Source organism: Rhizobium sp. NFR07 (assembly GCF_900111905.1).
Lineage (GTDB): Bacteria > Pseudomonadota > Alphaproteobacteria > Rhizobiales > Rhizobiaceae > Neorhizobium.
Genome location: NZ_FOKM01000001.1, coordinates 546,890 through 571,302, shown reverse-complemented (window position 1 = coordinate 571,302; position 24,413 = coordinate 546,890). Strand labels below are relative to the sequence as shown.

The 24,413-nt window shown below is 61.3% G+C and carries 21 protein-coding genes; 13 read left to right on the top strand and 8 right to left on the bottom strand.

Translation table 11 applies throughout. The features are described 5' to 3' along the window. Positions 1 to 80 precede the first annotated feature (80 nt). Positions 81 to 245, top strand: a complete 165-nt coding sequence (locus tag BM216_RS33940; RefSeq protein WP_177230687.1) for a hypothetical protein — start codon at positions 81 to 83, stop codon at positions 243 to 245. Positions 246 to 292: 47 nt separating this feature from the next. Here the strand turns inward: BM216_RS33940 and BM216_RS02510 are convergent, their stop codons facing one another. Together BM216_RS02510 and BM216_RS02505 are read right to left on the bottom strand one after the other, a co-directional pair. Next, a complete protein-coding gene (locus BM216_RS02510) occupies positions 293 to 1,258 on the bottom strand; it encodes a magnesium and cobalt transport protein CorA (protein WP_092994372.1) in 966 nt (321 codons plus the stop codon). An 18-nt stretch (positions 1,259 to 1,276) separates the two neighbouring features. Next, positions 1,277 to 3,190 (bottom strand): potassium transporter Kup, encoded by a 1,914-nt coding sequence (locus BM216_RS02505; protein ID WP_092994369.1) that lies wholly within the window; start codon positions 3,188 to 3,190, stop codon positions 1,277 to 1,279. A 169-nt stretch (positions 3,191 to 3,359) separates the two neighbouring features. On the opposite strand from BM216_RS02505, the gene BM216_RS02500 reads away from it, so the two are divergent. Together BM216_RS02500 and BM216_RS02495 are read left to right on the top strand one after the other, a co-directional pair. Beyond that, positions 3,360 to 4,265, top strand: a complete 906-nt coding sequence (locus BM216_RS02500; protein ID WP_177230686.1) for a dihydrodipicolinate synthase family protein — start codon at positions 3,360 to 3,362, stop codon at positions 4,263 to 4,265. A 240-nt stretch (positions 4,266 to 4,505) separates the two neighbouring features. Continuing rightward, positions 4,506 to 5,399 (top strand): helix-turn-helix domain-containing protein, encoded by an 894-nt coding sequence (locus tag BM216_RS02495; RefSeq protein ID WP_177230703.1) that lies wholly within the window; start codon positions 4,506 to 4,508, stop codon positions 5,397 to 5,399. A 94-nt stretch (positions 5,400 to 5,493) separates the two neighbouring features. On the opposite strand, the gene BM216_RS02490 is transcribed toward BM216_RS02495, so the two are convergent. Further along, entirely contained in the window at positions 5,494 to 7,647 is a 2,154-nt protein-coding gene (locus BM216_RS02490; RefSeq protein WP_092994363.1) for a TonB-dependent siderophore receptor, read from the bottom strand. 334 nt (positions 7,648 to 7,981) lie between these two features. On the opposite strand from BM216_RS02490, the gene BM216_RS02485 reads away from it, so the two are divergent. Genes BM216_RS02485 through BM216_RS02470 form a run of 4 tightly spaced genes read left to right on the top strand, consistent with a single transcriptional unit; the run spans position 7,982 to position 11,884 of the window. Further along, the gene (locus BM216_RS02485; protein WP_092994360.1) at positions 7,982 to 8,980 is read left to right on the top strand and encodes an ABC transporter substrate-binding protein; all 999 of its coding nucleotides are present in this window, start codon (positions 7,982 to 7,984) and stop codon (positions 8,978 to 8,980) included. An 11-nt stretch (positions 8,981 to 8,991) separates the two neighbouring features. Next, on the top strand, positions 8,992 to 10,044 hold the full coding sequence (locus tag BM216_RS02480) for a FecCD family ABC transporter permease (RefSeq protein ID WP_210217019.1): 1,053 nt from the start codon (positions 8,992 to 8,994) through the stop codon (positions 10,042 to 10,044). A gap of 2 nt (positions 10,045 to 10,046) precedes the next feature. After that, on the top strand, positions 10,047 to 11,081 hold the full coding sequence (locus BM216_RS02475) for a FecCD family ABC transporter permease (RefSeq protein WP_092994354.1): 1,035 nt from the start codon (positions 10,047 to 10,049) through the stop codon (positions 11,079 to 11,081). Continuing rightward, positions 11,078 to 11,884 (top strand): ABC transporter ATP-binding protein, encoded by an 807-nt coding sequence (locus BM216_RS02470; protein WP_092994351.1) that lies wholly within the window; start codon positions 11,078 to 11,080, stop codon positions 11,882 to 11,884. The genes BM216_RS02475 and BM216_RS02470 overlap by 4 nt, the downstream gene beginning before the upstream one ends. 6 nt (positions 11,885 to 11,890) lie before the next feature. On the opposite strand, the gene BM216_RS02465 is transcribed toward BM216_RS02470, so the two are convergent. Next, positions 11,891 to 12,928, bottom strand: a complete 1,038-nt coding sequence (locus tag BM216_RS02465) for a cytochrome-c peroxidase (protein ID WP_092994348.1) — start codon at positions 12,926 to 12,928, stop codon at positions 11,891 to 11,893. Next, positions 12,928 to 13,656 (bottom strand): response regulator, encoded by a 729-nt coding sequence (locus BM216_RS02460; RefSeq protein WP_092994345.1) that lies wholly within the window; start codon positions 13,654 to 13,656, stop codon positions 12,928 to 12,930. Before BM216_RS02460 ends, BM216_RS02465 begins: the two co-directional genes overlap by 1 nt. Positions 13,657 to 14,165: 509 nt before the next feature. Between BM216_RS02460 and BM216_RS02455 the strand changes: the two genes are divergently transcribed. Continuing rightward, positions 14,166 to 14,639 carry a c-type cytochrome gene (locus BM216_RS02455; protein ID WP_092994342.1) on the top strand — a complete coding sequence of 158 codons (474 nt, stop codon included), beginning with the start codon at positions 14,166 to 14,168 and terminating at the stop codon, positions 14,637 to 14,639. A gap of 99 nt (positions 14,640 to 14,738) precedes the next feature. Here BM216_RS02455 and BM216_RS02450 read toward each other — a convergent pair whose 3' ends face one another. From BM216_RS02450 to BM216_RS02440, 3 genes are all read right to left on the bottom strand, one after another. Then, positions 14,739 to 15,131 (bottom strand): cupin domain-containing protein, encoded by a 393-nt coding sequence (locus BM216_RS02450; protein WP_177230684.1) that lies wholly within the window; start codon positions 15,129 to 15,131, stop codon positions 14,739 to 14,741. Between the two features lie 294 nt (positions 15,132 to 15,425). Next, a complete protein-coding gene (locus tag BM216_RS02445; RefSeq protein ID WP_177230683.1) occupies positions 15,426 to 16,739 on the bottom strand; it encodes an MFS transporter in 1,314 nt (437 codons plus the stop codon). Between the two features lie 110 nt (positions 16,740 to 16,849). Beyond that, on the bottom strand, positions 16,850 to 19,402 hold the full coding sequence (locus BM216_RS02440; protein WP_177230682.1) for a two-component system VirA-like sensor kinase: 2,553 nt from the start codon (positions 19,400 to 19,402) through the stop codon (positions 16,850 to 16,852). A 789-nt stretch (positions 19,403 to 20,191) separates the two neighbouring features. Here BM216_RS02440 and BM216_RS02435 point away from each other — a divergent pair. From BM216_RS02435 to BM216_RS02415, 5 genes are all read left to right on the top strand, one after another. Then, positions 20,192 to 20,425, top strand: coding sequence for a tautomerase family protein (locus tag BM216_RS02435; RefSeq protein ID WP_092994331.1), 234 nt, complete (start codon positions 20,192 to 20,194; stop codon positions 20,423 to 20,425). Between the two features lie 149 nt (positions 20,426 to 20,574). Next, entirely contained in the window at positions 20,575 to 21,363 is a 789-nt protein-coding gene (modA, locus tag BM216_RS02430) for a molybdate ABC transporter substrate-binding protein (protein WP_092994328.1), read from the top strand. A 63-nt stretch (positions 21,364 to 21,426) separates the two neighbouring features. Further along, positions 21,427 to 22,128, top strand: coding sequence for a molybdate ABC transporter permease subunit (modB, locus tag BM216_RS02425; protein WP_092994325.1), 702 nt, complete (start codon positions 21,427 to 21,429; stop codon positions 22,126 to 22,128). Then, positions 22,125 to 23,186 (top strand): molybdenum ABC transporter ATP-binding protein, encoded by a 1,062-nt coding sequence (gene modC / locus BM216_RS02420; RefSeq protein WP_092994322.1) that lies wholly within the window; start codon positions 22,125 to 22,127, stop codon positions 23,184 to 23,186. The genes modB and modC overlap by 4 nt, the downstream gene beginning before the upstream one ends. A gap of 127 nt (positions 23,187 to 23,313) precedes the next feature. Beyond that, complete coding sequence (locus tag BM216_RS02415; RefSeq protein WP_092994319.1) at positions 23,314 to 24,369, top strand: LacI family DNA-binding transcriptional regulator; 1,056 nt, start codon at positions 23,314 to 23,316, stop codon at positions 24,367 to 24,369. Positions 24,370 to 24,413 lie beyond the last annotated feature (44 nt).

Here is a 24,413-nt window from a genome sequence, read left to right as displayed (position 1 = left end):
TCTTCGCCCTCGAAATCCTATGCGAAACGACCCCATATATAGGGTCAAAGGACGATATCGTCCTGAGTTGGAGCACTATCATGAGTATTCGTCAGGCCCTTCGAAAACAGGGCAATCTTGCATCCGAGCCGCACGGCAGGAAGTTGCGCGGCGCACCTGAAAGATGGTGCGGATCCAATCTGATCCTCGCGCTTATGACCGCCGTCCTGGTGGTCATCTGCGCAGTCGAACTGCTGCATGGCTAGAGCAATTCCGGCAAAACCGGAAACCGTTTTTGCGTGAAATCAGAGCGTCAGAGCCAGCCGGTCTTCTTGAAGCGATAGTAGAGAATGCCGCAGAACGTGACGATCACAGCGAGTACGACATAATAGCCGTACTCGGTCTTGAGCTCCGGCATATGCTCGAAATTCATCCCGTATATGCCGGCCACCGCCGTCGGCACGGCAAGGATCGCCGCCCATGAAGCAAGCTGCCGGGTCATGACGCCCTGCCGCTGCTGTTCAAGAAGGTTGGAGGCTTCGAAGACCGAGGTCATGACTTCGCGAAGCCCTCCGACCATGCTTTCCACCCTGCGAATGTGATCGAAAACATCGCGGAAATAGGGTTTGGCATGCTTGTCGATGCAGGGGAGGTCGAGATTGACCAGCTTGCCGACAAGTTCCGACATGGGGCCGAGAATTCGGCCGAAGAGGATCAGCTGCCGCCGCAGGCGGAAAAGCCGGCGGATCTGGTCGCGTTCGAGGAAATTGGCGAGCATCTTCTGCTCCATTTCCAGAACCCGGTCCTCGATCGTCTGGACGGTCGGCAGATAGCCATCGACGATAAAGTCGAGAATGCCGTGCAGAACGTAATCCGGCCCCTGCGCCAGAAGGCGAGGCGAGGCCTCGAGCTGCGAACGGACACCGCTGTGGGTGCGCATCGAACCATGGCGCACCGTGATGATGTGGTGGCGCCCGACGAAGATCGCGGTCTCTCCGTAGCAGATCTTGTCGCCTTCCAGATGCGCGGTCTTGGCCACGACGAAAAGCTGCTCGCCATAGACCTCGACCTTGGGGATCTGGTGGGCATGCAGCGCATCCTCGACCGCCAGTTCATGCAGCCCATAGGTCTTTGCCAGGATCTTCAGCTGGTCGTCGGTCGGCTCGTGCAGGCCGATCCAGACAAATTCGTCGCCGGATAGCGCCGGACACTGCTCTTCGATCGCTAGCGCGCGCCCCCGCTTTCCCTTGCTGTAAACATAGGAAGCAATGACGGTCATGGGGTCTCGTCTCCGATCCTAGATCGCCACCTGTTCGCCGAGTTCGACGACGCGGTTCGGCGGCAGCTTGAAATAGGCGGATGGATCAATGCCGAAATCGGCAAGCGCAATATACAGCTTTTCCTGCCAGCGGGGCAGGCCGGTATTCGGCGTCTCGATCAGGTTGCGCCGCCCGAGATAGAACGAGGTCTGCATGATCTCGAACTTGAAACCCTTCTTCTTGCAGACGGTCAGCGCCTTGGCCACGTTCGGGTCGTCCATGAAGCCGAACGTGATGTCGAGGCGGATGAAGCGCTTCGAAAGCCTCGTCATCTCGACCCGCTCCTCGAGCGGCACGTAGGGCTTGTCCTGCGTCCAGATGGTGAGGATGACGTTCTGCTCGTGCAGGACGTGGTTGTGCTTGAGGTTGTGCAGAAGAACGGCCGGGGTGCGGTCGGGAACGCTGGTGAGGAAGATCGCCGTGCCCGGGACGGTCACCGGGGCACTGCTCGATTCTCGGTCGATCGAGCTTTCGATCGAGGTGATGAACGTCTCCAGCGGAATGTCGTTCTTGGCCGTCTTTTCCTTGAGATATTTCGATCCCTTGGTCCAGGTCCACATGGTCAGCATGATGACCAGCGCCAGCATGACCGGCACCCAGCCGCCATCATGGATCTTGAGCAGGTTCGCGGAAAGGAACACGGCCTCGATGACGAAGAGCGGTCCGAGAAGGATGGCGGCGGTGATTGCCTTGTAACCCCAGACGGCGCGCAGGAACTGGAACGACATCAGCGTCGTCACCACCATCGCGCCGGTAACCGAGATGCCGTAGGCGGTGGCGAGCGATTCTGAATCGCCAAAGGCGAAGATCAGCACGATGACGCCAAGGAAGAGCAACATGTTGACCGCCGGCACGTAGATCTGCCCGGTATTCGTCTCCGAGGTGAACTTGATCGCAAGACGCGGCAGGAAGCCGAGATGGACGGCCTGGCGCGCCAGCGAGAAGGCGCCGGTGATGACCGCCTGGCTGGCGATGATCGTCGCCATGGTCGCGAGGATCACCATGGGCAGGAGCGCCCATTCCGGATAGAGCAGATAGAAGGGGTTTTCGATCTTCGACGGGTCGGTCAGCACCAGGGCGCCCTGGCCGAGATAGTTGAGCGCCAGCGCCGGAAACACGAGAATAAACCAGGCCCAGCTGATCGGCTTGCGGCCGAAATGGCCGAGGTCGGCATAAAGCGCTTCCGCGCCTGTCACGGTCAGGAAGACGGCGCCGAGCACGATCAGGCCGGCCCAGCCGGCATGGGTGATGAACCAGAGCGCGTTGACGGGATTGAGCGCTTCCAAAATCGTCCAGTCGTCGCCGATATGGATGAGCCCGCCCCAGGCCATGGCCAGGAACCAGACGACGGTGATCGGGCCGAAGAATTTGGCAACGGCCTCGGTTCCCTTCGATTGCACCATGAACAGGCCGACCATGATCGCGGCCGAGATCGGCAGGACGTAGTCGGAGAAGGCGGGCGTCACCAGCTTCATGCCTTCGAGCGCCGACATGACCGACAGCGCAGGCGTGATCATCGCATCGCCGATGAAGAGCGCCGAGCCGATCAGGCCGGCAAAGAACAAGACCGGCATGTAGCTGCCGGTCTTTTTCATCAGGAGCGCCAGAAGCGACAGCGTCCCGCCTTCGCCGTCATTGTCGGCGCGCAACAGGAAAAGCACGTATTTGAAGGTGACGATGATGGTCAGCGTCCAGACCATCAGCGAGATCAGGCCGATAACATGTTCCGGCTGCACGCCGTTGGCGGCGAAGGGTCGCAGGGATTCGCGAAAGGCATAAAGCGGACTGGTCCCGATGTCGCCGTATACGACCCCCACCGATCCGATCAGCAATCCGAGGAACTTGCGGGTCTCCGATTGGCTATCCGGAGCGGCGGCATGCGTAGCAGTCATAAGATCTCCAGGCGCAAGGCCAAGACGGTGTGTTGCCGCGCAATATGGTGCACTGCCGCGGCCAAGGCAAATGGATGCTTATAAGACTTTGATGTCATAGTCTCCTCACACCCATCGAATTCCTATGCCGAACGGATCAACTTGTGCATGTCAAACAGGAGCAAGTGACATGACACCGTTCCATCGCGCCGCCCGCCAGGCCTTTACTCCGCTGCTGACGCCGTTTTCCGAAACTGGCCTGGATCTCGAGGCATTGGCATCGGCCGTCGACAGGCAGATCATCGCAGGCATGGATGGCATCATCGTCGGTGATGCGATCGGTGAGGGGCAGGTTCTGACCGGTGATGAGCGCGACGCGCTTTTGCGTGCCTGTGTCGTCCGTGCCCGGCCGCATCTCAGCGTCATTGCCGCGACCGGCACGAATTGTACGAAGACGACGATCGAGCGGTCCCGCCGCGCGGAAGCGCTCGGAGCCGATGCGCTGCTCGTCACGGTTCCCTATTATTCCAAGCCGACACTTGCCGGTGTGGTCGGCCATTTCCACCAGCTGGCGGCCGCGGTCGGCCTGCCGATCCTGATCGACGACGATCCGGGCCGCACCGCGAAGGATTTCGGCCCGGCATTGCTGGAGGCGCTTTCCGACCGCCATGCCATCGCCGGGGTCTGTCATGGAGCGGATCGCCTGGCCTATTTCGCCGGCCTGTCATCCGCGCTCGAAACCCGCTTCCAGCACCTGACGCGCGACGACGCCCGTCTGCCGCAGTTCCTTGCGCTTGGCGGCCATGGGGCGATCTCCCCCATCGCCAATGTCATCCCGTCGCCGGTCCAGACCATGGTGAGCCTGGGCGGCAGCTTTGAAAGCGTCGGTTCCTTCGGCGCGGCCGTGTCCGGCGCCGTTGCGGCTTTGGGGCGGGATGACGTTGCCGCGCTCAAGGAGGCGGCTTCCTTCATTCATCAGTGCCCGGCGGATGTGCGCCTGCCGCTGGTGCCTGCCGAACCCGAGACGGTGATCCGCATCCGCCACGCCTTCGCACCTTTCGCGCGCGGCGAGACCGGTCGGCAGATGGCAGCCTGAGGTAGTTTCCCTGCGCAAAAGACTTGCCGAACTGCAACATCCGCAAGCCGATCGCCCGTCTGTGGCCGTGCTTGCGGCTTGCGGCCTACGGGAAAGATGATAATTGTCGTCATATTATGACCGTGTCGATGGCGGGCCAGCATGCGCCGCATCGACAGCTGGCCATCAACCGCCCCGCCGGCTCACCTGAGCGAACTCGTCGGGGCCGAGATCGTGTCGCGACCGCGGGTAGATGATGAATTGAGCTATTGGCATTCCATGGAATGGAGCACGGAGGGCATCCAGGTCGTTGCTCCGCCCAAATGGCGTTGCTTCGACGGGCTCGTGACCGTCCACTGGCAGGCGGAAAGCCAGCCCGGCGCCAGGGGCTATTATCTCGCCGAAGACCCGCGCATCATGATCTTCTTCAACGATGTGTCGTCGCGCGTGCGGATCTCCAACGAAAACGGCGAATTCTCCCGCAATTACCGTCCCATGACGCGTGCCATCTACATCCCGGCGGGCATGCCGATGTGGACGACCAGCCGATCCCTGCATCGTTTCTCGCATCTCAATCTTCACATGCACAAGGATCGGCTGCTGCGGTTCCTTTCGCCTTCGGTCGGGCGTTCCGCGGCGCTAACGGCCCTGCGACGTCCGGTCGAGATCCAGGATATCGGCCCGATCGAGACGCTTGCGGGCCTGCTGGCGGACGAAATCGCGGCGCCGTCCCGTCATGAGGTCTATGCGGAGAGCCTGGCCGGCAGCATCGTCGCGGGCCTGCTCAATATTCCGAGCAGCGATGACAAGCCCCATAACGGCAGGCTGACCCAGGCGCAGATGAACAAGCTCCTGTCCCGTGTCGACGCCTGCGGCGACTACAAGCTCACGATCGCGGAAATGGCGAAGACGGTAGGGCTTTCGGAAAGCTGGTTTGCCAATGTCTTCAAGCAGACCACGGGCAAGAGCCCGCTGCAATGGCAGCTGGCCAAGCGCATCGACCTAGCGCAGAAACTTCTGCTTGAACGGGATCTCTCCGTCGCAGAGATCGCGGTGCAGCTCGGCTTTACCGATCAGGCGCACCTGACCAAGGCTTTCAGGCAGGTCGTCGGAGATACGCCAGCCGCGTGGCGGCGGATGCAGATCGCCGAGTGAGCTGGTTAAGGCGGTCGAGCGCCCCGTCCTCGCAACCCTTTATTTCCCATAGAAAAATGGCCCGCTCGATATGCCGAGCGGGCCTTGATCTTGTTTACCAGGTCTGGCGAAGCGTTGCGTAGATCGCCCGGCCGGGGTTGTAGTAGTCCGATCCGAAGCCACCCTGCGCGACGTGCTTTTCGTCGAAGAGGTTGGTGGCATTCAGCTGGAACGTGGTGTTCTCGCGGATCTTGTAGCTGAAGGACGCGTCGAAGATCACGCTGGAATCTGACGATTGCGTGTTCGCATCGTCGAAGTAGTACGAGCTCATGTAGCGTCCGCCGACACCGAAGGTCATGTCACCCAGGAAGCCTTGGGAAGGCACGGTGTAGCTGACCCAGGCGGATGCCTGATGGGCAGGCACGCGCTCTGGCTGGTTGCCTTCGTTCACGCCTGCATTTTCGGTGATCTCTGCATCGAGATATGAATAGGCTGCTGTTAGGCTGATATTGTTCGTGATTTCCGCCTTGGCTTCCAGCTCGAAACCGCGAACACGGACTTCACCCTTGGTGGTTTCGGTGAACGGTGGGTTCGGGTTCCTCGCGGTAATGTCGGTCTTGGTCAGATCGAACACCGATGCCGTGAACAGGGCCGGAAACGCCTCCGGCTGATATTTCACGCCGATTTCATACTGCCTGCCACGCTCCGGGTTGGTGCCGCTCGACGGAGGAGCGACGGATTCGGCATAGCTGGCATAGGGCGCGATTTCATCGGTGATCTTGTAGGAAACGCCGATGCGCTTGGTGAACTCGCTCAAATCCGCTTCAGTTGATGCGGTGACGACTGGGCCGAGCCACGAGCTCGTTTCCACGCTGGAAACGTCCATCCAATCGTTGCGGATCCCAAGCGAGACCGTCAGCTTATCATCGAATGTCAGGTTCTGCTGGGCGTAGATCGCCTTGGTGTTCTGCTTCACATGCTCATCCGCGGATGGGCCGGCGTAAACCGGCGCACCGGAATAGACCGGGTTCACCCAATCAATTTCCGGCGCGTCCATGAAGTAGGTGAGGTTGCGTGAATCGGTTTTGCTGTATTCGCCACCGATCAGGCTTGTGCTGTCGACATGGTCAGTGCTGAAATCATACTTCAGGTGACCGTTGATGATGAACCGCTCTTCCGAGGCCCTGGTTCCATAGTAATCGCGGTCGGCGAGGGTGTCGCTCGTATCCGAATCTCCGGAGATATAGGCATAACCGAAGCCGGTATTCGACTTGCTGTAGCGCGCGTTTGATCCGAAGCTCAGGCCATTGCCGAAATCATGGTCAAACATCACGCTGACCGTGTTTCTGTTCGTGTCGTCGTAATTGTAGTCCGGCTCGCCGAGAAACAGTTCCCGGTCCAGATTGCGGTTGACGGGATGGCCACCGGCGCCAGGCGAGCCGTCCTTGTTGAGGTGATCGTAGGTTATCGTCAGGCTGGTGACGTCGGTCGGGCGCCAGGTGAGGCCGCCCATGAAGAACTTCTCGTTGTCCTGACCGTAGTCGTATTCGGTGTCGGCATCGCGGACCTTGCCGGTCAGGCGGTAGGAGAGCGTATCGTCCTCGGTGATATTGTCGCCGAAATCGAAGCCCGCTTCCTTGTGGCTGAAGGAACCGCCGGTCACGTAGGCTTCACCGAAGCGCTCGCTCTTCGGGCGCTTCGAAACGTAGTTGATCGAGCCGCCCGGGTCTGCCACGCCGAATATCGTCGAATTGGCGCCCTTCAGCACTTCGACGCGCTCGTAGGCATAAGGCTCTTCGCGAATGCCGCCGAAGGGGTCGCCGATCGTCAAGCCGTCCCGATAGGTGTAGGCATTGAAGCCGCGGATACGCACATAGTCGAAACGATCATCCGTACCATAGATGTCGGTCGCCACGCTGGGCGTGTACTGGAGAATCTGCTCGAGGTTCTGAGCGGCGCGATCCTGGATTTCCTTGGCCGTGATGATGGAAATGGATGCCGGCGTCACGAGAATGTCGGTCGGGATGCCGCTGCCAATGGTGGTCTGCGTTGCCACGATCGAGTTGGAATCGTTGCTGGTATCGAGGACATTGCCGGTACCCTGGATGACGATCGGCGCGAGCGTCGTATCCGAGCTGGTGGCTTCGGCGTCCTGGCCGACTGCAAAGCGGGGAGCAAGCGCGACGAGCGCGGTGCAGCCGAGAAGAATCGCTTTCCGGTAGCGCTTGTGGGATCGTCTCGAGGTTCCGCCTGTAGTTTCCATGTCCATGTTCATCTTCCAACGTTGATCCGACGACCGCGGAGCTCTTGGGAGGCAAGCGCCGCAACCGATATCTGGCGGGGAGAAACATGGCATGCGTCCGAACCGGCCGAGCAATCGAGATATCTCTCGAGCCGGTTGAACCGAACCGCTTCATATTTGTGTCCCCAATGTGGCCAATAACCTGACCAGATTTATCCAGTATTGTAACTTTTCGGAGTTTTGTAGGATTCAACGGAAAGATAACGAAACTTTCCGGCCGCTATCGGTGCGGCGGTTGACGGATTGGAATTAACCTGAAAGTGGAAGTCCACTTATCGTCATGCCAGGCGGAGGCTTCGCCATGTTTTCATCGTTTCGCGCTGTTCTGCGCGCTGTTTTCCTTTTCGTTCTCTTCGCTTCGGCTGGATTTGCCAGGGCAGAGGAAGGGGTCACCTATCCGATCACCATCAAGCACGCCTTCGGCACGACGGTGATCGAGAAGAAGCCGGTGCGCGTGGCAACCGTCGACTGGGCGAATTACGAGGTTCCGCTGGCGCTGGGCATCGTTCCGGTCGGTTTCGCCAGAGCCAATTTCGGCGACGAGGACGGTGACGGGATCCTGCCTTGGGTCAAGCAGCGGCTGACGGAGCTGAATGCCGAAACACCGACGCTCTTCGACGAAGGCGACGGCGTCGATTTCGAGGCGATGGCAGCTGCCCGTCCCGATGTCATCCTTGCCGCCTATTCCGGCATCAGCAAGCAGGACTACGAGACGCTCAGCCAGATCGCTCCGGTCGTCGCCTATCCCGAGGCGCCCTGGTCGACCGACTGGCGCACGATGATCAAGATGAACAGCCTCGGCCTTGGCATGCCGGCCGAAGGTGACGCGCTGATCGACAAGCTGGAGGCGGAGATTGCCCAGACGATTGCCGGGCATCCCGAACTGCGCGGCAAGTCGGCGATGTTCATCACCCATCTCAACGCGTCGGACCTGAGCACGATCAATTTCTATACGACCAACGACACCCGGGTGAAATATTTCGCCGATCTCGGCCTGAACTCCCCCAAAAGTGTGCTGCAGGCGTCCCAGCCCGGCAAGTTCGCGGGTTCCGTCAGCGCCGAACGCATCGATGACTTTGACGATGTCGACATCGTCGTCACCTATGGCAACGAGAAGCTGCTTCATGCCCTGTTGGCCAACCCGCTGACGTCGAGAATGCCGGCGGTGCAGCGCGGGGCGCTCGTCACCCTGCCGGGCGGCACGCTCGGCACGGCCGCCAACCCGACGCCGCTTTCCATCCCGTGGGTGCTGAAGGACTACGTCGCGGTACTGGCCGACGCCGTCAAGAAGGCCCAATGACATCCAGCAGCATGACATCGCCGAAGCGGAGGAGCCGCCGGGCTGCTTCCCGGGCGGACACGCGCAATCGGTCGAACCGCACCCGCAGCCTGTGGCTGCTCGGGATGATCGCATTGCTCGCGCTCCTGTGCTTCGCCTCGGTGACCATAGGCACGCGGGACGTGGCCTGGGGCGATATCGGCGCGGCACTCCAAGGCCATGTCGACAGCATCGGCCAGGCAGCGGTGGCGCTGCGCATTCCGCGCACCGTGCTCGGCCTGCTTGCCGGTGCCGCACTCGGGCTTGCCGGCGCCATCATGCAGGGCGTGACGCGCAACCCACTTGCCGATCCCGGCATTTTAGGCGTCAACATGGGGGCGTCGCTCGCCGTCGTCGTCGGTGTGGCGTGGTACGGCATGACCTCCGCCGAGGCCTATATCTGGACCGCGATTGCCGGCGCGGGCCTCGCCGCCGTCTTCGTCTACACGATCGGTTCGCTTGGGCGGGGAGGGGCCACGCCCCTGAAACTCGCCCTTGCGGGTGCCGCGACCTCGGTCGCCTTCTCCTCCATGGTCATTGCCGTGGTATTGCCGCGCGCCGACATTGCCGGCGGCATCCGTTCCTGGCAGATCGGCGGAATCGGCGGCGCGACGTTCGAGCGCATCGTTCCGGTCCTGCCTTTCCTGGCTGTCGGATTTCTCATCAGCCTCCTGTCGGCCCGCAAGCTGAATTCGCTTGCGCTAGGGGATGATCTCGCAGCCGGGCTCGGCGAACGTGTTGCCTTCGCGCGTGCGACAGCCTCGCTCGGCGCCATCCTGCTCTGCGGCGCGACAACGGCCGTCTGCGGCCCGATCGGTTTCCTCGGCCTCGTCGTGCCGCATGTCTGCCGCCTGCTCGTCGGTGTCGATCATCGTTGGCTGCTGCCGTTTTCGGCACTCGGCGGCGCCTGTCTTCTGCTCGCCGCCGACGTTGTCGGGCGTATTGCCGCAAGGCCGGCCGAACTTGATGTCGGCATCGTCACGGCACTTGTCGGTGCCCCGTTCTTCATCTGGATCGTCAGGCGACAGAGGGTGCGCGAACTGTGACCATGCCATCCTCCACCCTCGACCGGATTGTCACCGACCGCCGCCGCCGCCAGCGCGGCTACAGGCTGGCGATCGCGATATTGGCGCTTCTCGTCGTCGGCGTCTTCGCGCTGACCCTGTCGCTCGGCCAGTCCTTCACGCCGCCGGGCGACGTGATCCGCGTGCTGCTCGGGTATGACGTGCCGGGCGCGAGCTTCACCGTCGGAACCCTACGGCTGCCGCGTGTCATCCTCTCCATTCTTGCAGGGCTTAGCTTCGGGCTCGGCGGTGTGGCTTTCCAGATCATGTTGCGCAATCCGCTGGCGAGCCCTGATATTATCGGCATCAGCTCTGGCGCCAGTGCAGCCGCGGTGTTTGCCATCGTCGTCCTGTCGTTGAAGGGGCCGGTCGTTTCCGTGATGGCGGTGGTCTCCGGCCTCGGCGTCTCGGTTCTGGTCTACGGCCTGTCCTTCCGCAACGGCGTGGCGGGCACGCGGCTGATCCTGGTCGGGATCGGCGTCTCGGCCATGCTCGAAAGCGTCGTCGCCTATATCCTCTCGCAGGCCCCGGCCTACACGCTGCAGGAGGCGATGCGCTGGCTGACGGGCAGCGTCAACGGCGCGCAGCTCGACCAGTCGCTTTCGCTGCTGCTCTCGCTCGTGGTCTTCGGCGGCCTTCTGCTCAGCCGCTCGCGGGATCTGGAAGCGCTGAGGCTCGGCGATGACATGGCGGCGGCCCTCGGCGTCAGGGTATCGGCCACCCGGGTGATCGTCATCATCTCGACCGTCGGCATGATCGCCTGCGCCACCGCCATCACCGGACCTATCGCCTTCGTCGCCTTCCTGTCCGGCCCGATCGCGGCACGCCTCGTTGGCAACAGGGGATCGCTTCTCATTCCCTCGGCGCTCGTCGGGGCCGTGCTCGTCGTGGCCGGCGATTATGTCGGCCAGTTTCTGCTCACGACCCGTTATCCCGTCGGCGTCGTCACGGGCGCGCTGGGTGCTCCCTATCTCATCTACCTGATCATCAGGGTCAACCGGGCCGGAGGTTCGCTATGACCAGCCATTCCTTGGATATCAAACAGCTATCGGCCGGTTATGGCGATGCGGACATCCTGCAGGCGCTCGACCTCAAGGTGCCGCAGGGCAGGATCACCGTGATCGTCGGCGCCAATGCCTGCGGCAAGTCCACGCTTCTGCGCACCATGTCGCGGCTGCTGTCGCCCAAGCATGGCGAAGTGCTGCTCGACGGCAAGTCGATCCATCGCATGCCGCCGCGCGAGCTCGCCCGCACGATGGGGCTTCTGCCGCAATCACCGATCGCGCCGGAGGGCATTACCGTGGCCGATCTCGTTAGCCGCGGCCGCCACCCCCATCAGAGCCTGTTTTCACGCTGGACGCGCCAGGACGAGGAGGCCGTCGAAGCGGCGCTCGATGCGACCAAGACCGCAGATCTCGCCGAACGTTCCGTCGACGAGCTTTCCGGCGGTCAGCGCCAGAGGGTGTGGATCGCCATGGCGCTCGCTCAGCAGACCGATATCCTGCTGCTCGACGAGCCGACCACGTTTCTGGACATCAATCACCAGATCGAGGTGCTCGATCTCCTGACCGACCTCAATCATGCCCGCGGCACGACGGTGGTCATGGTGCTGCACGACCTCAATCTCGCAGCCCGCTATGCGGACTACCTGGTGACCCTGCTGGACGGCCGCGTGCACAAGGCGGGCGAGCCGGAACAGGTGTTGACCGAGGACAATGTTCGCGAGGTTTTCGGGCTCGACAGCCGGATCGTCACCGATCCAACCTCGGGCAGGCCGATGATGCTTCCGCTGGGGCGGCATCGTCTGGCGGCATCCGCCTGACCGCTTTCAGTCCTCAAGGCTCATCTCGGACTTTGCAGGGTTTGTCTGGAGCGGCTGCCCCTTGTAGTTGCCCGTGAGCGAAGCGAGGAACTGCACGATCGCGTCGATATCCTCCTTCGGCATGTCCTGCCCCACCTGGGTCTGAGCCATCACCCTGACTGCCTCCTCCAGCGTGGCCGCGCGGCCGTCGTGGAAATAGGGTGCGGTCACGGCGACATTGCGCAGGCTCGGAACGCGGAAATATCCCCGGTCCTTGTCGTTGCGGGTCGTCGTGAAGCGGCCGAGATTTCCGTCATTGCCGGGATCTCCACCCGGTGGAGAGGAAAAGATGCCGAACTTCTGAAACAGGTTGCCGCCTATGTTCGAACCCTGGTGGCAGGAGATGCAGCCATAGTCCTGAAACAGCCGGTAACCCCGCTTTTCGGTGGCGGACAGAATCTCGTGGGAACCTTCCAGATACTGGTCGAAGCGTGAACCGGTGGTCGCGAGCGATCGCTGGAATGTTGTGAGAACATCGAGAACATTGTCCTTGCTCGGCTCCTGCCCATAGATGGCAAGGAAGTCCCGATTGTAGTTCGGCGACGTTCTCAGCCGCTTCAGGAGACCGTCCCAGCTGTTTGCCATGATGTTTGCGTCGAGCAGGATCTGCTCGTTCTGGAATGTCAGCGAGGTGAAGTTGCCTCTCCAGCCGAGCCGGTAGTTATTGGCGACGTTGAAGATGGTCGGCGCATTGAAACGATGTACCCGGCCGTCATATCCGATCGTTCGCTTCAGGCCGATCGTGCCGCTCGTCTGCAGATCATGGCATGTGGCGCAGGCAAGCTTGCCCTTGCTCGACATGATCGTGTCGGTAAACAGCCTGCCGCCGAGGTCGAGTTTCCTGGGATCCAGTTCAGGGCTGTCCTCGAGCGGCGTGATCTTGTCCTGCAGCTTTTCGTCGGCATGCACGATCGTCAGTCCCGTCGTCAAACGGACGCTGAGCATCAGGGCGAATACGGCCATGAAGATGATTGCAAAAATGCTGGCCGTTCTGCGCAGTGACATTACTGGGTACCGTTTCGCCGATTCACTTCGACATCAACTTCGGCATTGAAGAAATATCCGACGCCACGTTCGGTCTTGATCAGATCGGGCTTGGACGAGTCGGTTTCAAGCTTTCGTCGCAGGCGAAGAATGAGAACGTCGATGCTGCGGTCGAAGACCTCCTCGTCGTGAACGCGGCTTGCCGACAGCAGCTGCTCGCGGCTCAGCACCTGCTTCGGGGAGCGCAGGAAGGCAACCAGAAGATTGAATTCACCGGCGGTCAGCTTGATCTCCTCGCCCTCCGGGGTCCCGAGCCTGCGGTGCTTGAGGCTCAGCCTCCAGCCATTGAACAGATAGGCCTTGCGGTCCTTGTCGACGACGCGTTTGGGACGGTCGCGCAGGCCCGCGCGTACGCGCGCGAGGAATTCGCGCATTCCGAATGGCTTGGTGATGTAGTCGACGGCGCCGAGTTCAAGCCCGACCACCTTGTCGGCCTCATCGAGCCTGTCGCCACTGATGATGATGATCGGAGCATCCGATTTGCTCGCCAGGCCGCGAACGATCTCCAGGCCATCCTCGTGACCAAGGTTGAGGTCGACCACGACGAGGTCGACGGTTTCCGTCGACATGACGCGCGTCACTTCGACGCTGCTGGCAACCGCGGTGACCCGCATTGCAAATTGGCTCAGATAATCAGTCAACAAGCCGCGGATGGCGTTGTCGTCGTCCACAATGAGTACGTGTTTCAAAATCTTGCCCTTGTCATTTCCTCTGCAACGAGGCGAAACCGCTAGGCTCAGTGTCATGCGCAACTGTTACGGAACAGGGAATTTTGACTACAACTGAAACAAACGCTTAACGGTAACAAGCCTGTCATTATAGCGTGTAAGTTGCGCCTCCGATAGCCATTCCTGACACTCCGTCGGTATCGCTGACCGGACGCGCTGGATGCAGAAGCCTTTGCGCCGGCCTTTAGACCTGTTTCGCGATCCTTCGGCAATTCTCCGCAGAATGTCGCGTGGCCGACGGATAGGTTGCGTTCGCTCGGATGCTGCCGATTTGAAGGATTTGCCTTTCGATCAGCCCTGGAAGGTATCTCGGATACAAAAGCAATTCATCTGCAACCAAGCTAGCGGGTAAATTGTAATCATCGGCAAGCGCGCGCTCCGTATCACCGAATGGTCATCAACACGAGGAACCATTCATGTCCTTTCGCCCGAAATTGCAGAAATCCAGCGCCTTGTGCCGAAATGTCGGCATGGCGTCCTTCGCGCTCCTGTGTCTCGGCGGCCAGGCGGCTGCCGACAGCTCCGTCGAACGGGGCCACTACCTGGTCAATCTGGGTGGCTGCAACGATTGTCACACCCCCGGATATTTCATGGGCAAGCCGGATATGGGGCGCTTCCTGGGTGGTTCGGACGTTGGCTTTTTCATTCCTGGGCTCGGCTCGTTCGTCGGGCCGAACCTGACGCCAGACCGCGAGACCGGGCTGGGAGACTGGAGCCGGGATGAGATCGTCGCAGCGCTCCAGACGGGTGTCACGCCGGACGGCAGGGAATTGTCGCCGATCATGCCGTGGCGGGCCTTTGCCAACCTGACCAGGCAGGACGCCTATGCGATCGCCGACTATCTGCGCTCGCTGCCGCCCATCAGGCATGAAGTGGCAGGTCCCTTCGGCCCCTCGGAGACGCCGACCGTTCCTGTCATGAAGCTGATCGAACCGTCGAAATGACGGAGCTCCAGGTGCCGGCGAAAGCCGCATGTCGGCGACCGCTCGATCAGCCCCTTATCAGTTGAATACGGGGCTGATCCTTCTGGCATCAGGGGTGTCTCAGTAGACGCGGCCGGCGCTGAAAATGATGTCGGCCTCCTCGGCCGTCAGCGGCGGGCCGAGAATGTCCATTCCCGCCATCGAGGCGACGTCGGTCAGCTCCTCGACATCCCGCAGAGTGAGGTCGCGCTCGACGATATCATGGAAGAAGGTTTCGAACTCGCCGGGGGAGGTGATGATCTCCATCTCGACAGCCTCCTCGTCGCATGCGCGCCAGGCATGAGCGAGCCCGGCAGGCAGGGCAACGAGATCGCCGGGTCCGGCAGTTCCGCAATGCAGCGGGGTCCACAGCGCTATATGGCCCCGCTTGACCAGAAAGATCTCGTCATCCTTGCGATGCACATGCCGTGGCGGTCCGAACCCGGCCGGAGCCTTGAAATCCATAATGACCATGGATCCCGGCATGTCCCTGGACGAAAGCACGCACGCGTGCCTGTTCACCCCACGACGTTATAGCCGTGCCCTCTGGCGAGGTCTTGTCGATCAGCAAGCCAAGTTGTCCGGTTTTTCTGGCGATATCCATACTGTCCTCTCTCGACTGATTGTATTGAGGGCCGCGGCCGGTCGGCTGCGAACCTCACTCAGTGATCGTCAAGGAGATTGCTTCGATGATTTCAGGAATATCTCGCCGTATGGCAGATGAAATCTGGGGATATGCTTCGCGCAATTCTGACGCCGGTGCCGGAACTACTTCCTGACCTGCTGCATCTCCGCTTTCAGTCCGTAAAGAAAAAGATGCAATCCGGCCAGGAATGCGATACAGCACAGAACCACGAGATAATAGGCATAACTCATCGGCTCGTACTGCATCAGCCAGTTGACCCCGAACGGTGTCAGGCCACCGAAGACGGCGAGCGGAATATTGTAACAGAGCGATACGCCCGTATACCGGACCTGCGCGGGGAATGCATTGACGAGCACGTAAGGCACCGCGCCGCAGACGCCGACGCTGGCGCCGAGAAGGCTGTTCAGCAACAGCAGATGCATTCGGGAGCGGTCCGCGTAGCCGTAAAACAGCATGGCCGAGACGGCAAGGATGACACTCCCGATCATGATAACCGGGCCTGGACCATAGCGGTCGACGAGAAGACCGACTGGCCAGGTGGCAATCGTCAGGGCGAGTGCGCAGCAACCGGTGGCGAGCAGCGCGTCATAGGTGGAATATCCGACGAAGCGATGGAGGTAGCTGACGTTGAGCATGGTGGTCATCACCAGCGTGGCGGCGATCAGCCACATCAAAGCGATGCAGATGGTCATGTTCAGCCGGAAGTCGCGCACGACGACTTCCAGCGGCAGATGCGGGATCAGCGCGGGTTTTCCCCGCGTTTCATGGAAGACCGGCGTTTCCTGAAGGGAGCGGCGTGCCGCCATGGCGATGAGGCCGAGAGCGCCTCCGAGGATGAAGGGATATCTCCAGCCCTCCCGTTCGAACCATGCCGTATCGGTAAAGGTCTCGAACAGCAGGGCCGTGCCGCAGCCGAGCAGAATGCCGGACGACAGGCCCGAACATATGATGCCGCACGCCAGGCCGCGGCGTTCTGCGGCCACGTGTTCGGAGATGAAGGTCCAGCTGCCGGGCACTTCGCCGCCTATGGCGATGCCCTGAAGGCAGCGGAGGACGATCAGCAGGATCGGTGCCGCAATGCCGATCGTCTCGTAGGTCGGCATGCAGGCGACGCAGAAGGTCGCGAAGGTCATCAGCCCGATCGAAAAGAGGAAGATGTGCCTGCGGCCGAAAACATCGCCGAAATTGGCGAGGACCAGACCGCCGAGTGGCCTGGCGAGATAGGCGGCGGCGAACACGCCGAGCGCCTCGAAAGTACCGAGCCATGTCGGCGCCACCGGCGGGATGAATGCTTTTGCCAGTGTCGTTGCAAGGAATGCGAACAGCGTGAAATCATAAAATTCCATCGCGCCGCCCAGCGATGTCAGCAGGATGAGCCGCAGATCTACCGGCTCCGGCTTGTGCAGGAGAGGGGAAGTGGTGGGCGCGATACTCATCCCACGATCTCCGTTCATGGCATTCATCTCCAGCACGCCGCCTTGCCGCGCGATCAGCGCGGAGGCGGTACGGTTTCCTTTCGCGTTCTCTGGCCTTTGTGCCACTGCGGTCACAACTCACTCGCGTTCAACATTAGCGCCTGTCGGTTCGGCGCATTCTGCATTGCGGATCTGATCGCCAAAGCCATTGTCGTGGACGCAACCGGCTTTCGCAGGATCATTGTCTTGTGGGGTTCAAGGCCGCGGTCCTCGGTCTGCTCGGACATGAACAGATAAGGGGTCGACCGGAGAAATTGTTCGATATCGCCGTAGCTCAGCTCGTCTGTCGTGATCGCCTCGTCGATCAGCACCAGATCCGCCGTGTGATTGGCGGCGGAAAGCCATTTCGTCAGTTCTTCCCAGCTCGAGAAACCCACGGGCTCGTAGCCGAGTGCGGCGACCTGATCTTCAAGAAAGGCGAGCGCCGTGTTGTCGCCATCGACGACGGCGACGATCTCGCCACGGCCGAGGGGAACCTGCTCCTGCTCGAAGATCTGGCTGAGCGGAACCGGCTTGGAGACGGAGCGGGGCATGTAGATCTCGAACTTGGTGCCCATGCCGGGGACGCTCGTGACGTTGATGTGCCCGCCGAGCGCCTCGACATTGCCATGCACTGCCGCCAATCCCAGCCCGGTACCGCCAGACTTGGCGCGAGTGGTGTAGAAGGGCTCGAAGATCTTGGGAAGCACGGAGGGCGGAATGCCCTTGCCGGTATCGGCAACGGTGAGGACGACATATTGTCCGGCGGGAAGCAGCCCGTGCGAAATCACCTGCTGCGACGGTATGGTCACCCGCTGCAGGGCAATCGATATGACGCCGCCGGGTCCGTTCATCGCTTCCGCGGCATTCTTGCACAGGTTCATCAGGATGTGCTGGATGTCGACGGCATTGCCTTCGACGACATTGTCGGAGGTCATGTCCTGGATCTGCAGCTCGACGCCGTTCGGCAAGGAGACCTGCAGAAGGGGCGCGATATCCTCGATGATATCGACAAGATCGATCGGCTTGCTGATATAGTCCCTCGTGCGGCTGAGCGCCAGGATCTGGTCGATCACCAGCCGGGCCCGCTGGGCGGCTTTGACAATCTCCTCGACATACTGGCGCGTCGTCGAGCGCCTGCGCAGCAGGTCGAGGATCATCTCGGCATAACCCAGAATGGCGACGAGGATGTTGTTGAACTCGTGCGCGATGCCGCTTGCCAGCGTGCCGACCGATTGCAGCCTTTCGGCGTGTTCAAGGCGCCGCTCCAGCGTTTCGCGCTCGTCCTGCTTTCGATGATAGTCGAATGTCTGAAAAAGCAGCCGGACGGCTGCTTCCAACAGGGATATCTCGTCGCTGCTTGGCCGCAGCCTTGGATGGGAGAACTCGACGATACAGAGGGCCGCCAGTCTGTCAGACGTGCGCAGGCCGAGAGCGCTTCCGGAATAGGCGGCGTCTATGGCGAAGTTCAGCGCATCCGGCTTCTGCAGGTTCCGGTAGGTTGCGCTATCGGTCTCGCTCAGCACCTCGGCAATGCGCGCGGGATCGCTCAGCAGTTCGAAATCATCCCCGAATGCCAGTTCCATCGTCATCGTGTTCGTGTCGATCAACGCGAAACCGCAGCGGCTGCCCTCGAAGAAGACCCTGATGATCTGGACGGCATTCTCCATGGAGATAGCGCGGCTTTCCTTCGGAGCCGCGTTCTCGTCGAAACAGCCTTCGACGTCCCGCCTCATCCGCTCGAAATCCAGCCGCCGCCTCAGCCGTTCCGTCTGGCGGCGCAGCCGATCGACGAGGACGACGACATAGGCGCAGAGAAAGATCGAGACCGATCCAAGGAAGACGCGGCTCCACTGGGAGCGGACATTCGCGGTTCCATAGGCATCCAGATAGTCATGCTGCAGACGCTGGGCGCGGTTGATCGTATCGGAGGCCTGTACGTCGCCGACGGTCGCCCTGACTTCGGGCAGCACGGAGAGGATCAGTCGGCCATGGATCTCCAGGAGACGGATATAGGGCGACGACGCGCTGCCCCGGCTTGCAAGCGTATCGAGTTCCGACGAGATCTGGTCCGCGATGGAAGGATTGTACTGAAGCGTATACTGCAGCATCAGATTGCCGAGATCATCCAGCCCGTCCAGCGCCAGATGGGCGTCGCCGGAATCGTTCAGATGCAGGTTGGTCAGGGCATGGCTGAAAATGTTCAGCGAGTTCTGCAGCAAGGCATTCTGCGTCTTGAACGTCTCGACGGCCGTCTCGTCCGTGTCGATCGACTGCTGGACCTCGTTCAGCTGCTTCTCGATATTGTCCGCCTTGACCGTTTCCGGCATGGAAAACAGCGAATGCAGGGCCGCGACGTTCCGGTGCAGGGCAACGACGGAATCAACCAGCGGATCGTAATTTTCCAGAAGTCCGGCACGCGCGCGCAACACGTCGCGCTGCAGGGACGCGTTGTTGAGATCCAGCCCGCGCAACTCCGTCAGGATGGCCTGGTGCGTTTCCTTGTCCTGCCCGCGGCCGATGGCCATCAGGGCGAATGCAATGGCCGCCACGATCAGGACAACGATCGAAAACGGCGTTGCCACAAGGGTCAGGTCATGGCGCAGGGTCGCAGGTGAAGCGGTGGCTTCCTTTGCTAGGTTCAACTTCGGCACAACTCGTCATGGCTCGGCTGGAAATGTGTTTTTACATACCGATGGTTTAGCATGCGGCAATATTGCTAAGTAGTCTTGCCAGGAAAAACCGGCTTACAAATGAAATGGATATGTAGTCTTCCTGAACCGTTTTTCGCGACCGGGCGTTGAGAACGATCTCATTTGAGACCGGCGTCGGCGCGAGCGACGGAAGCGGCAATCTAGGTCGGCATTTAGGCATTCCAGATCGATCGCGCCAGTGCTTGCCATGTCCGGGCAGCAGGATATGCCACGGCGGATCTCTTCCGTCATGGTTCGGCCCTTGGATTGACCGTTGAATAGGGAGGGGCAGGCAGTCAATATGCGGTGTTATGCTGATAAGTTCTCTGCCTGCCCCGGCCGTTTCGATCGGCCTTGCGAGACGTGTCAGTTCCCGTTCGACCTTGTCACGACCATCACCGGAACCGAGCCTTTGGAACCCGAGGAGGAGGCCGGTTCGCGAACCCGGTTTCCCGTCCGATGACGCAATCATTGTCGCTGGAAGGGCGAAGGCGGGGATGGAAACGCCACTGGCAGGAAACCAAGTTGTTGATTCCGATGGCAGATATTTTTCCAAACCCCGCGAAACGTCCACGGGGCGAAATCCTGCAGCTCCGAACTTCGCGTCCCGCGCTGGCCTATCCCCTAAACCAACGATGCGACGGGATGGATATGGGCGGGGGAGAGCTGTATCGCTATTGATCGGGAAACCTGCCGGACGCTCCCGTCCCCGGGGCCAAGGCGCAGGATGAAGGAAGTACAATGCCGCATATCGTGGTGAAGATGATCGAGGGCCGCACCGAGGAGCAGAAGCAGAAGCTGACCGAGGAGCTCTCCAAGACCCTGATGGCCGTGCTTGGCAACCGCGAGGAATCGGTGTCGGTCGCGATCGAGGATGTCGCTGCCGATCGCTGGGAGCCGGATGTTTTCGAGCCCGAGATCAAGGCCAAGAAGGCGACGCTCTACAAGAAGCCTGGATACGCTTCGGTCGATTGATCTTCGACGCGTTTGTCTTCTCCGCGCGGAGCGGCCGTGTCGTCGGCGTCAACTGCTCGTGAGCCTTGATATTCCGTGAAATATATCGCTGGCCAAACCGATGGCTCTCGATATATTCCGGTCGATATTTCGTGGCTAGGGAGTTACCAATGAAGATCGTCTGTTCACTCAAGAAAACGGCAATGCTGGCTGCCGCAGCATTCGTCATCGTGGCTGGGGCGATCGGCCCCGTTGCGGCGCAGGAAAAGGTGACGGTGTTTGCCGCCGCCAGCATGAAGAATGCGCTGGATGCCGCCAATAAGGCCTGGAGCGATGAAGCCGGCAAGGAAACGACCGTATCCTACGCAGCAAGCTCGGCGCTCGCAAAGCAGATCGAGGCTGGCGCACCGGCCGACGTCTTCATTTCGGCCGACCTCGACTGGATGAAATACGTCTCCGACAAGAAGCTGGTGAAGGAAGACACCAAGTCGAACTGGCTTGGCAACCGCATCGTGCTGGTGGCGCCGAAGGACAATGCCAAGCCGGTTGACATCAAGGCGGGCTTCGACCTTGTCGGTCTTCTGAACGGCGGCAAGCTCGCCATGGGCGCACCGGATTCCGTTCCGGCCGGCAAGTATGGCAAGGCAGCGCTTGAAAAGCTCGGTACCTGGGCTTCCGTCGAAAAGAGCGTCGCCGGCGCCGAAAGCGTGCGCGCAGCACTCGCCCTCGTCTCCCGCGGTGAAGCGCCCTATGGCATCGTCTATGCCACCGACGCCGCTGCCGATCCGGGCGTCGCCGTTGTCGGCACCTTCCCGGAAGACACCCATCCGCCGATCATCTATCCGATCGCGGTCCTGTCTGAATCGAAGTCGGCCGATGCCGGCGCCTATGTCGACTATCTGAAGTCGGCCAAGGCTGCGCCCTTCTTCGAGGCGCAGGGCTTTACGGTTCTGAAGTAAATCATCAAAAATGATCAGACGGCCTTCGCGGTGGCGGAGGCCGTTTTCATATGGAGTGACCCGTTGGACTGGTTGGTATTGAGCGACGAGGAGTGGACCGCGATCCGGCTCAGCCTGTGGGTGTCGGGCATCGCCATGATCGTCAGCCTGCCCTTCGGCATCGTTGTCGCCTATCTCCTGGCGCGGGGCAGATTCTGGGGCAAGTCGATCCTGAACGGCATCGTTCATCTGCCGCTGATCCTGCCGCCGGTGGTGACCGGTTTCCTTCTGCTGGTTATGTTCGGCCGCCGCGGCGTGATCGGCGGGTTTCTCTACGAATATCTCGGTATCGTCTTCTCCTTTCGCTGGACCGGGGCGGCCCTTGCCTGTGGCGTGATGGGCTTTCCGCTGATGGTCCGCTCGATCCGGCTTTCGATCGAAGCCGTCGACCGTAAGCTGGAAGAGGCGGCCGGCACGCTCGGTGCGAGCCCGGCCTGGGTGTTCATGACGGTCACGCTGCCGCTGATCCTGCCCGGCGTGATCGCCGGCATGATCCTCGCGTTTGCCAAGGCGATGGGCGAATTCGGCGCGACGATCACCTTCGTCTCCAACATTCCGGGCGAGACCCAGACCCTGTCCGCCGCAATCTACACCTTCACCCAGGTTCCGGGCGGGGATCTCGGCGCCATGCGGCTGACGCTGGTGGCGATCGTCATATCCTTCGCGGCGCTGCTGGCATCGGAACTGCTTGCTCATGTCGTCGGCAGAAGGGTGAGCCCGGAATGACTTTGATCGTGGAAGCCAGGCAGAGGCTTGGTGCGTTTTCGCTGGATTCAGGCTTCACATCAGAAGGGGGTGTCACCGCACTTTTCGGACGCTCCGGTTCCGGCAAGACATCGCTCGTGCGGATCATCGCCGGGCTTGCGAGGCCGGACCAGGGCCGGCTCGTGATCGACGACGAGGTTCTGGTCGATACGCAGAAACGCATCTTCGTGCCGAAGCACCGCCGCCATTTCGGCTATGTATTCCAGGAGGGCAGGCTGTTTCCGCATCTTTCGGTGCGCCAGAACCTGACCTATGGACGCTGGTTCGCGCCGAAAGGAGCCGCAGCTGCGGATTTCGATCGCATCGTCGACATGCTCGGTATCGACGCGCTGCTTGAGCGCCGTCCGGGAGCGCTGTCGGGCGGCGAGAAACAGCGCGTGGCGATCGGACGGGCGCTCCTGTCGGCGCCGCGGCTGCTCTTGATGGACGAGCCGCTGGCGGCACTTGACGAGGCCCGAAAGGCGGAAATCCTGCCCTATCTGCAGCGCCTGCGCGACGAGACGGCGACGCCGATCGTCTATGTCAGCCATTCGGTGGCGGAAGTGGCGCAGCTTGCCGACAAGGTCGTGATGATGAAGGACGGGCGCGTCGAGGCGGTCGGTACTCCGTCCGAAATCCTGTCGCTGCCGTCCACCGACCGGCGCGAGGCCGGTGCCGTACTTGCCGGTGTCGTCGAGCGTGTCGATGCCGCTCATGGGCTGGCGACGGTCGCGCTTTCGAGCGCGTCGCTTACGGTGCCGAATGCCCGGGTGCTGGAAGGACAGCATGTGCGCGTCCATGTTCCCGAGCGGGATGTGATGGTGGCGACCATTCGGCCGGAGGGCCTGAGCGCGCTCAACATCATCGACGGCGTTGTCGCGGCGATCGAGCCGGACGGGGAGGGGATGGCGCGCATCCGGATCCGTTCGGGCAGCGACGTGCTGCTTGCCCGCATCACGCTTCTTTCCGTGGAGCGTCTGGTCCTGGCGATCGACAGGCCCGTCTTCGCGGTCATCAAGACCGTTGCACTGGAGCGGTAATTTCGAATGAATTCATGAGGAAGAGCATTCGTCGCGCGGATTCATCCACAAGCGTAGATTGACGACTGCCCGTCCGGCACACTTATATGCCCGCGAATCTTGCCCGCCATGCGAAGTGATTCCTGCCATGACACTCGACCAGCGAAAGAAGAACCGCGTCACCCTGCTCGATGTCGCCCGTCATGCCGGCGTGTCGCGGGCTACCGCATCTCTCGTCATCCGCAAGAGCCCGCTTGTCGGCGCTGACACCCGTGCCCGCGTGGAAGCCTCGATGGAGGAGCTGGGCTATGTCTACAACATGGGTGCCGCGCGTCTCAGGGCCGATCGCAGCCTGACGATCGGCGTCGTCATCCCCAACCTCACCAACCCGTTCTTCGCGGAACTGCTGGCGGGCATCGAGACCGTGATCGATGCGGCCGGCATGGTGGTGATCCTGGTCAACAGCGGCGATCAGGTCGGGCGCCAAGATATGCTGATGACCCGCATGCGCGAGCATGGCGTCGACGGCATCATTCTCTGCCCGGCCGCGGGCACGGGCGAGGGGTTGCTCGAGCGCCTGGGGGAATGGCACCTGCCGCTCGTACAGGTCCTGCGCCGGGTGTCCGATCAGGTCGACTATGCCGGCGTCGATTATGCGCAAGGGATGCGTCAGGCCGTCGATCACCTTTCCGAACTCGGCCATCGCGAGATTGCCTTCGCCGTCCATGGGCCGGTTCACTCCGCTTATGAGGAGCGGGTGGAGGGGTTTCGGCAGGCGATGCAGGCCAAGGGCCTTGGTGCCGAGAAGGTCGTGCGCGTCCCGCACCAGATTTCCGCGATCGTCGATGCGGCACATCTCTTCTCCGAAGGACCGACGGCTTCGACTGCCGTGATCTGCTTCAACGACGTGGTGGCACTTGGCCTTTCCGCAGGGCTCTACGATCTCGGCATTCAGGTCGGGCGGGATTTCTCGCTGATCGGCTTCGACGATGTGGCCGATGCAGACGCCATGCGGCCGCGGCTGACATCGGTCTCCACCTTTCCGGAGGCGATCGGCGAGGGGGCCGCCAACCTGCTTCTCGACCGGCTGGCGCATCCCGAGATCGGGCCTCGCAAACTCGTGAAGGCGACGAAACTGCAGATCCGCCAGTCGAGCGCGCCCTGGCGGGGAGGCGATCATGATTTACGCACAGCCCGGGGTTGACGTTGTCTGACAACCCAATTAGATCGATCCAAAGCGCTGCTGAG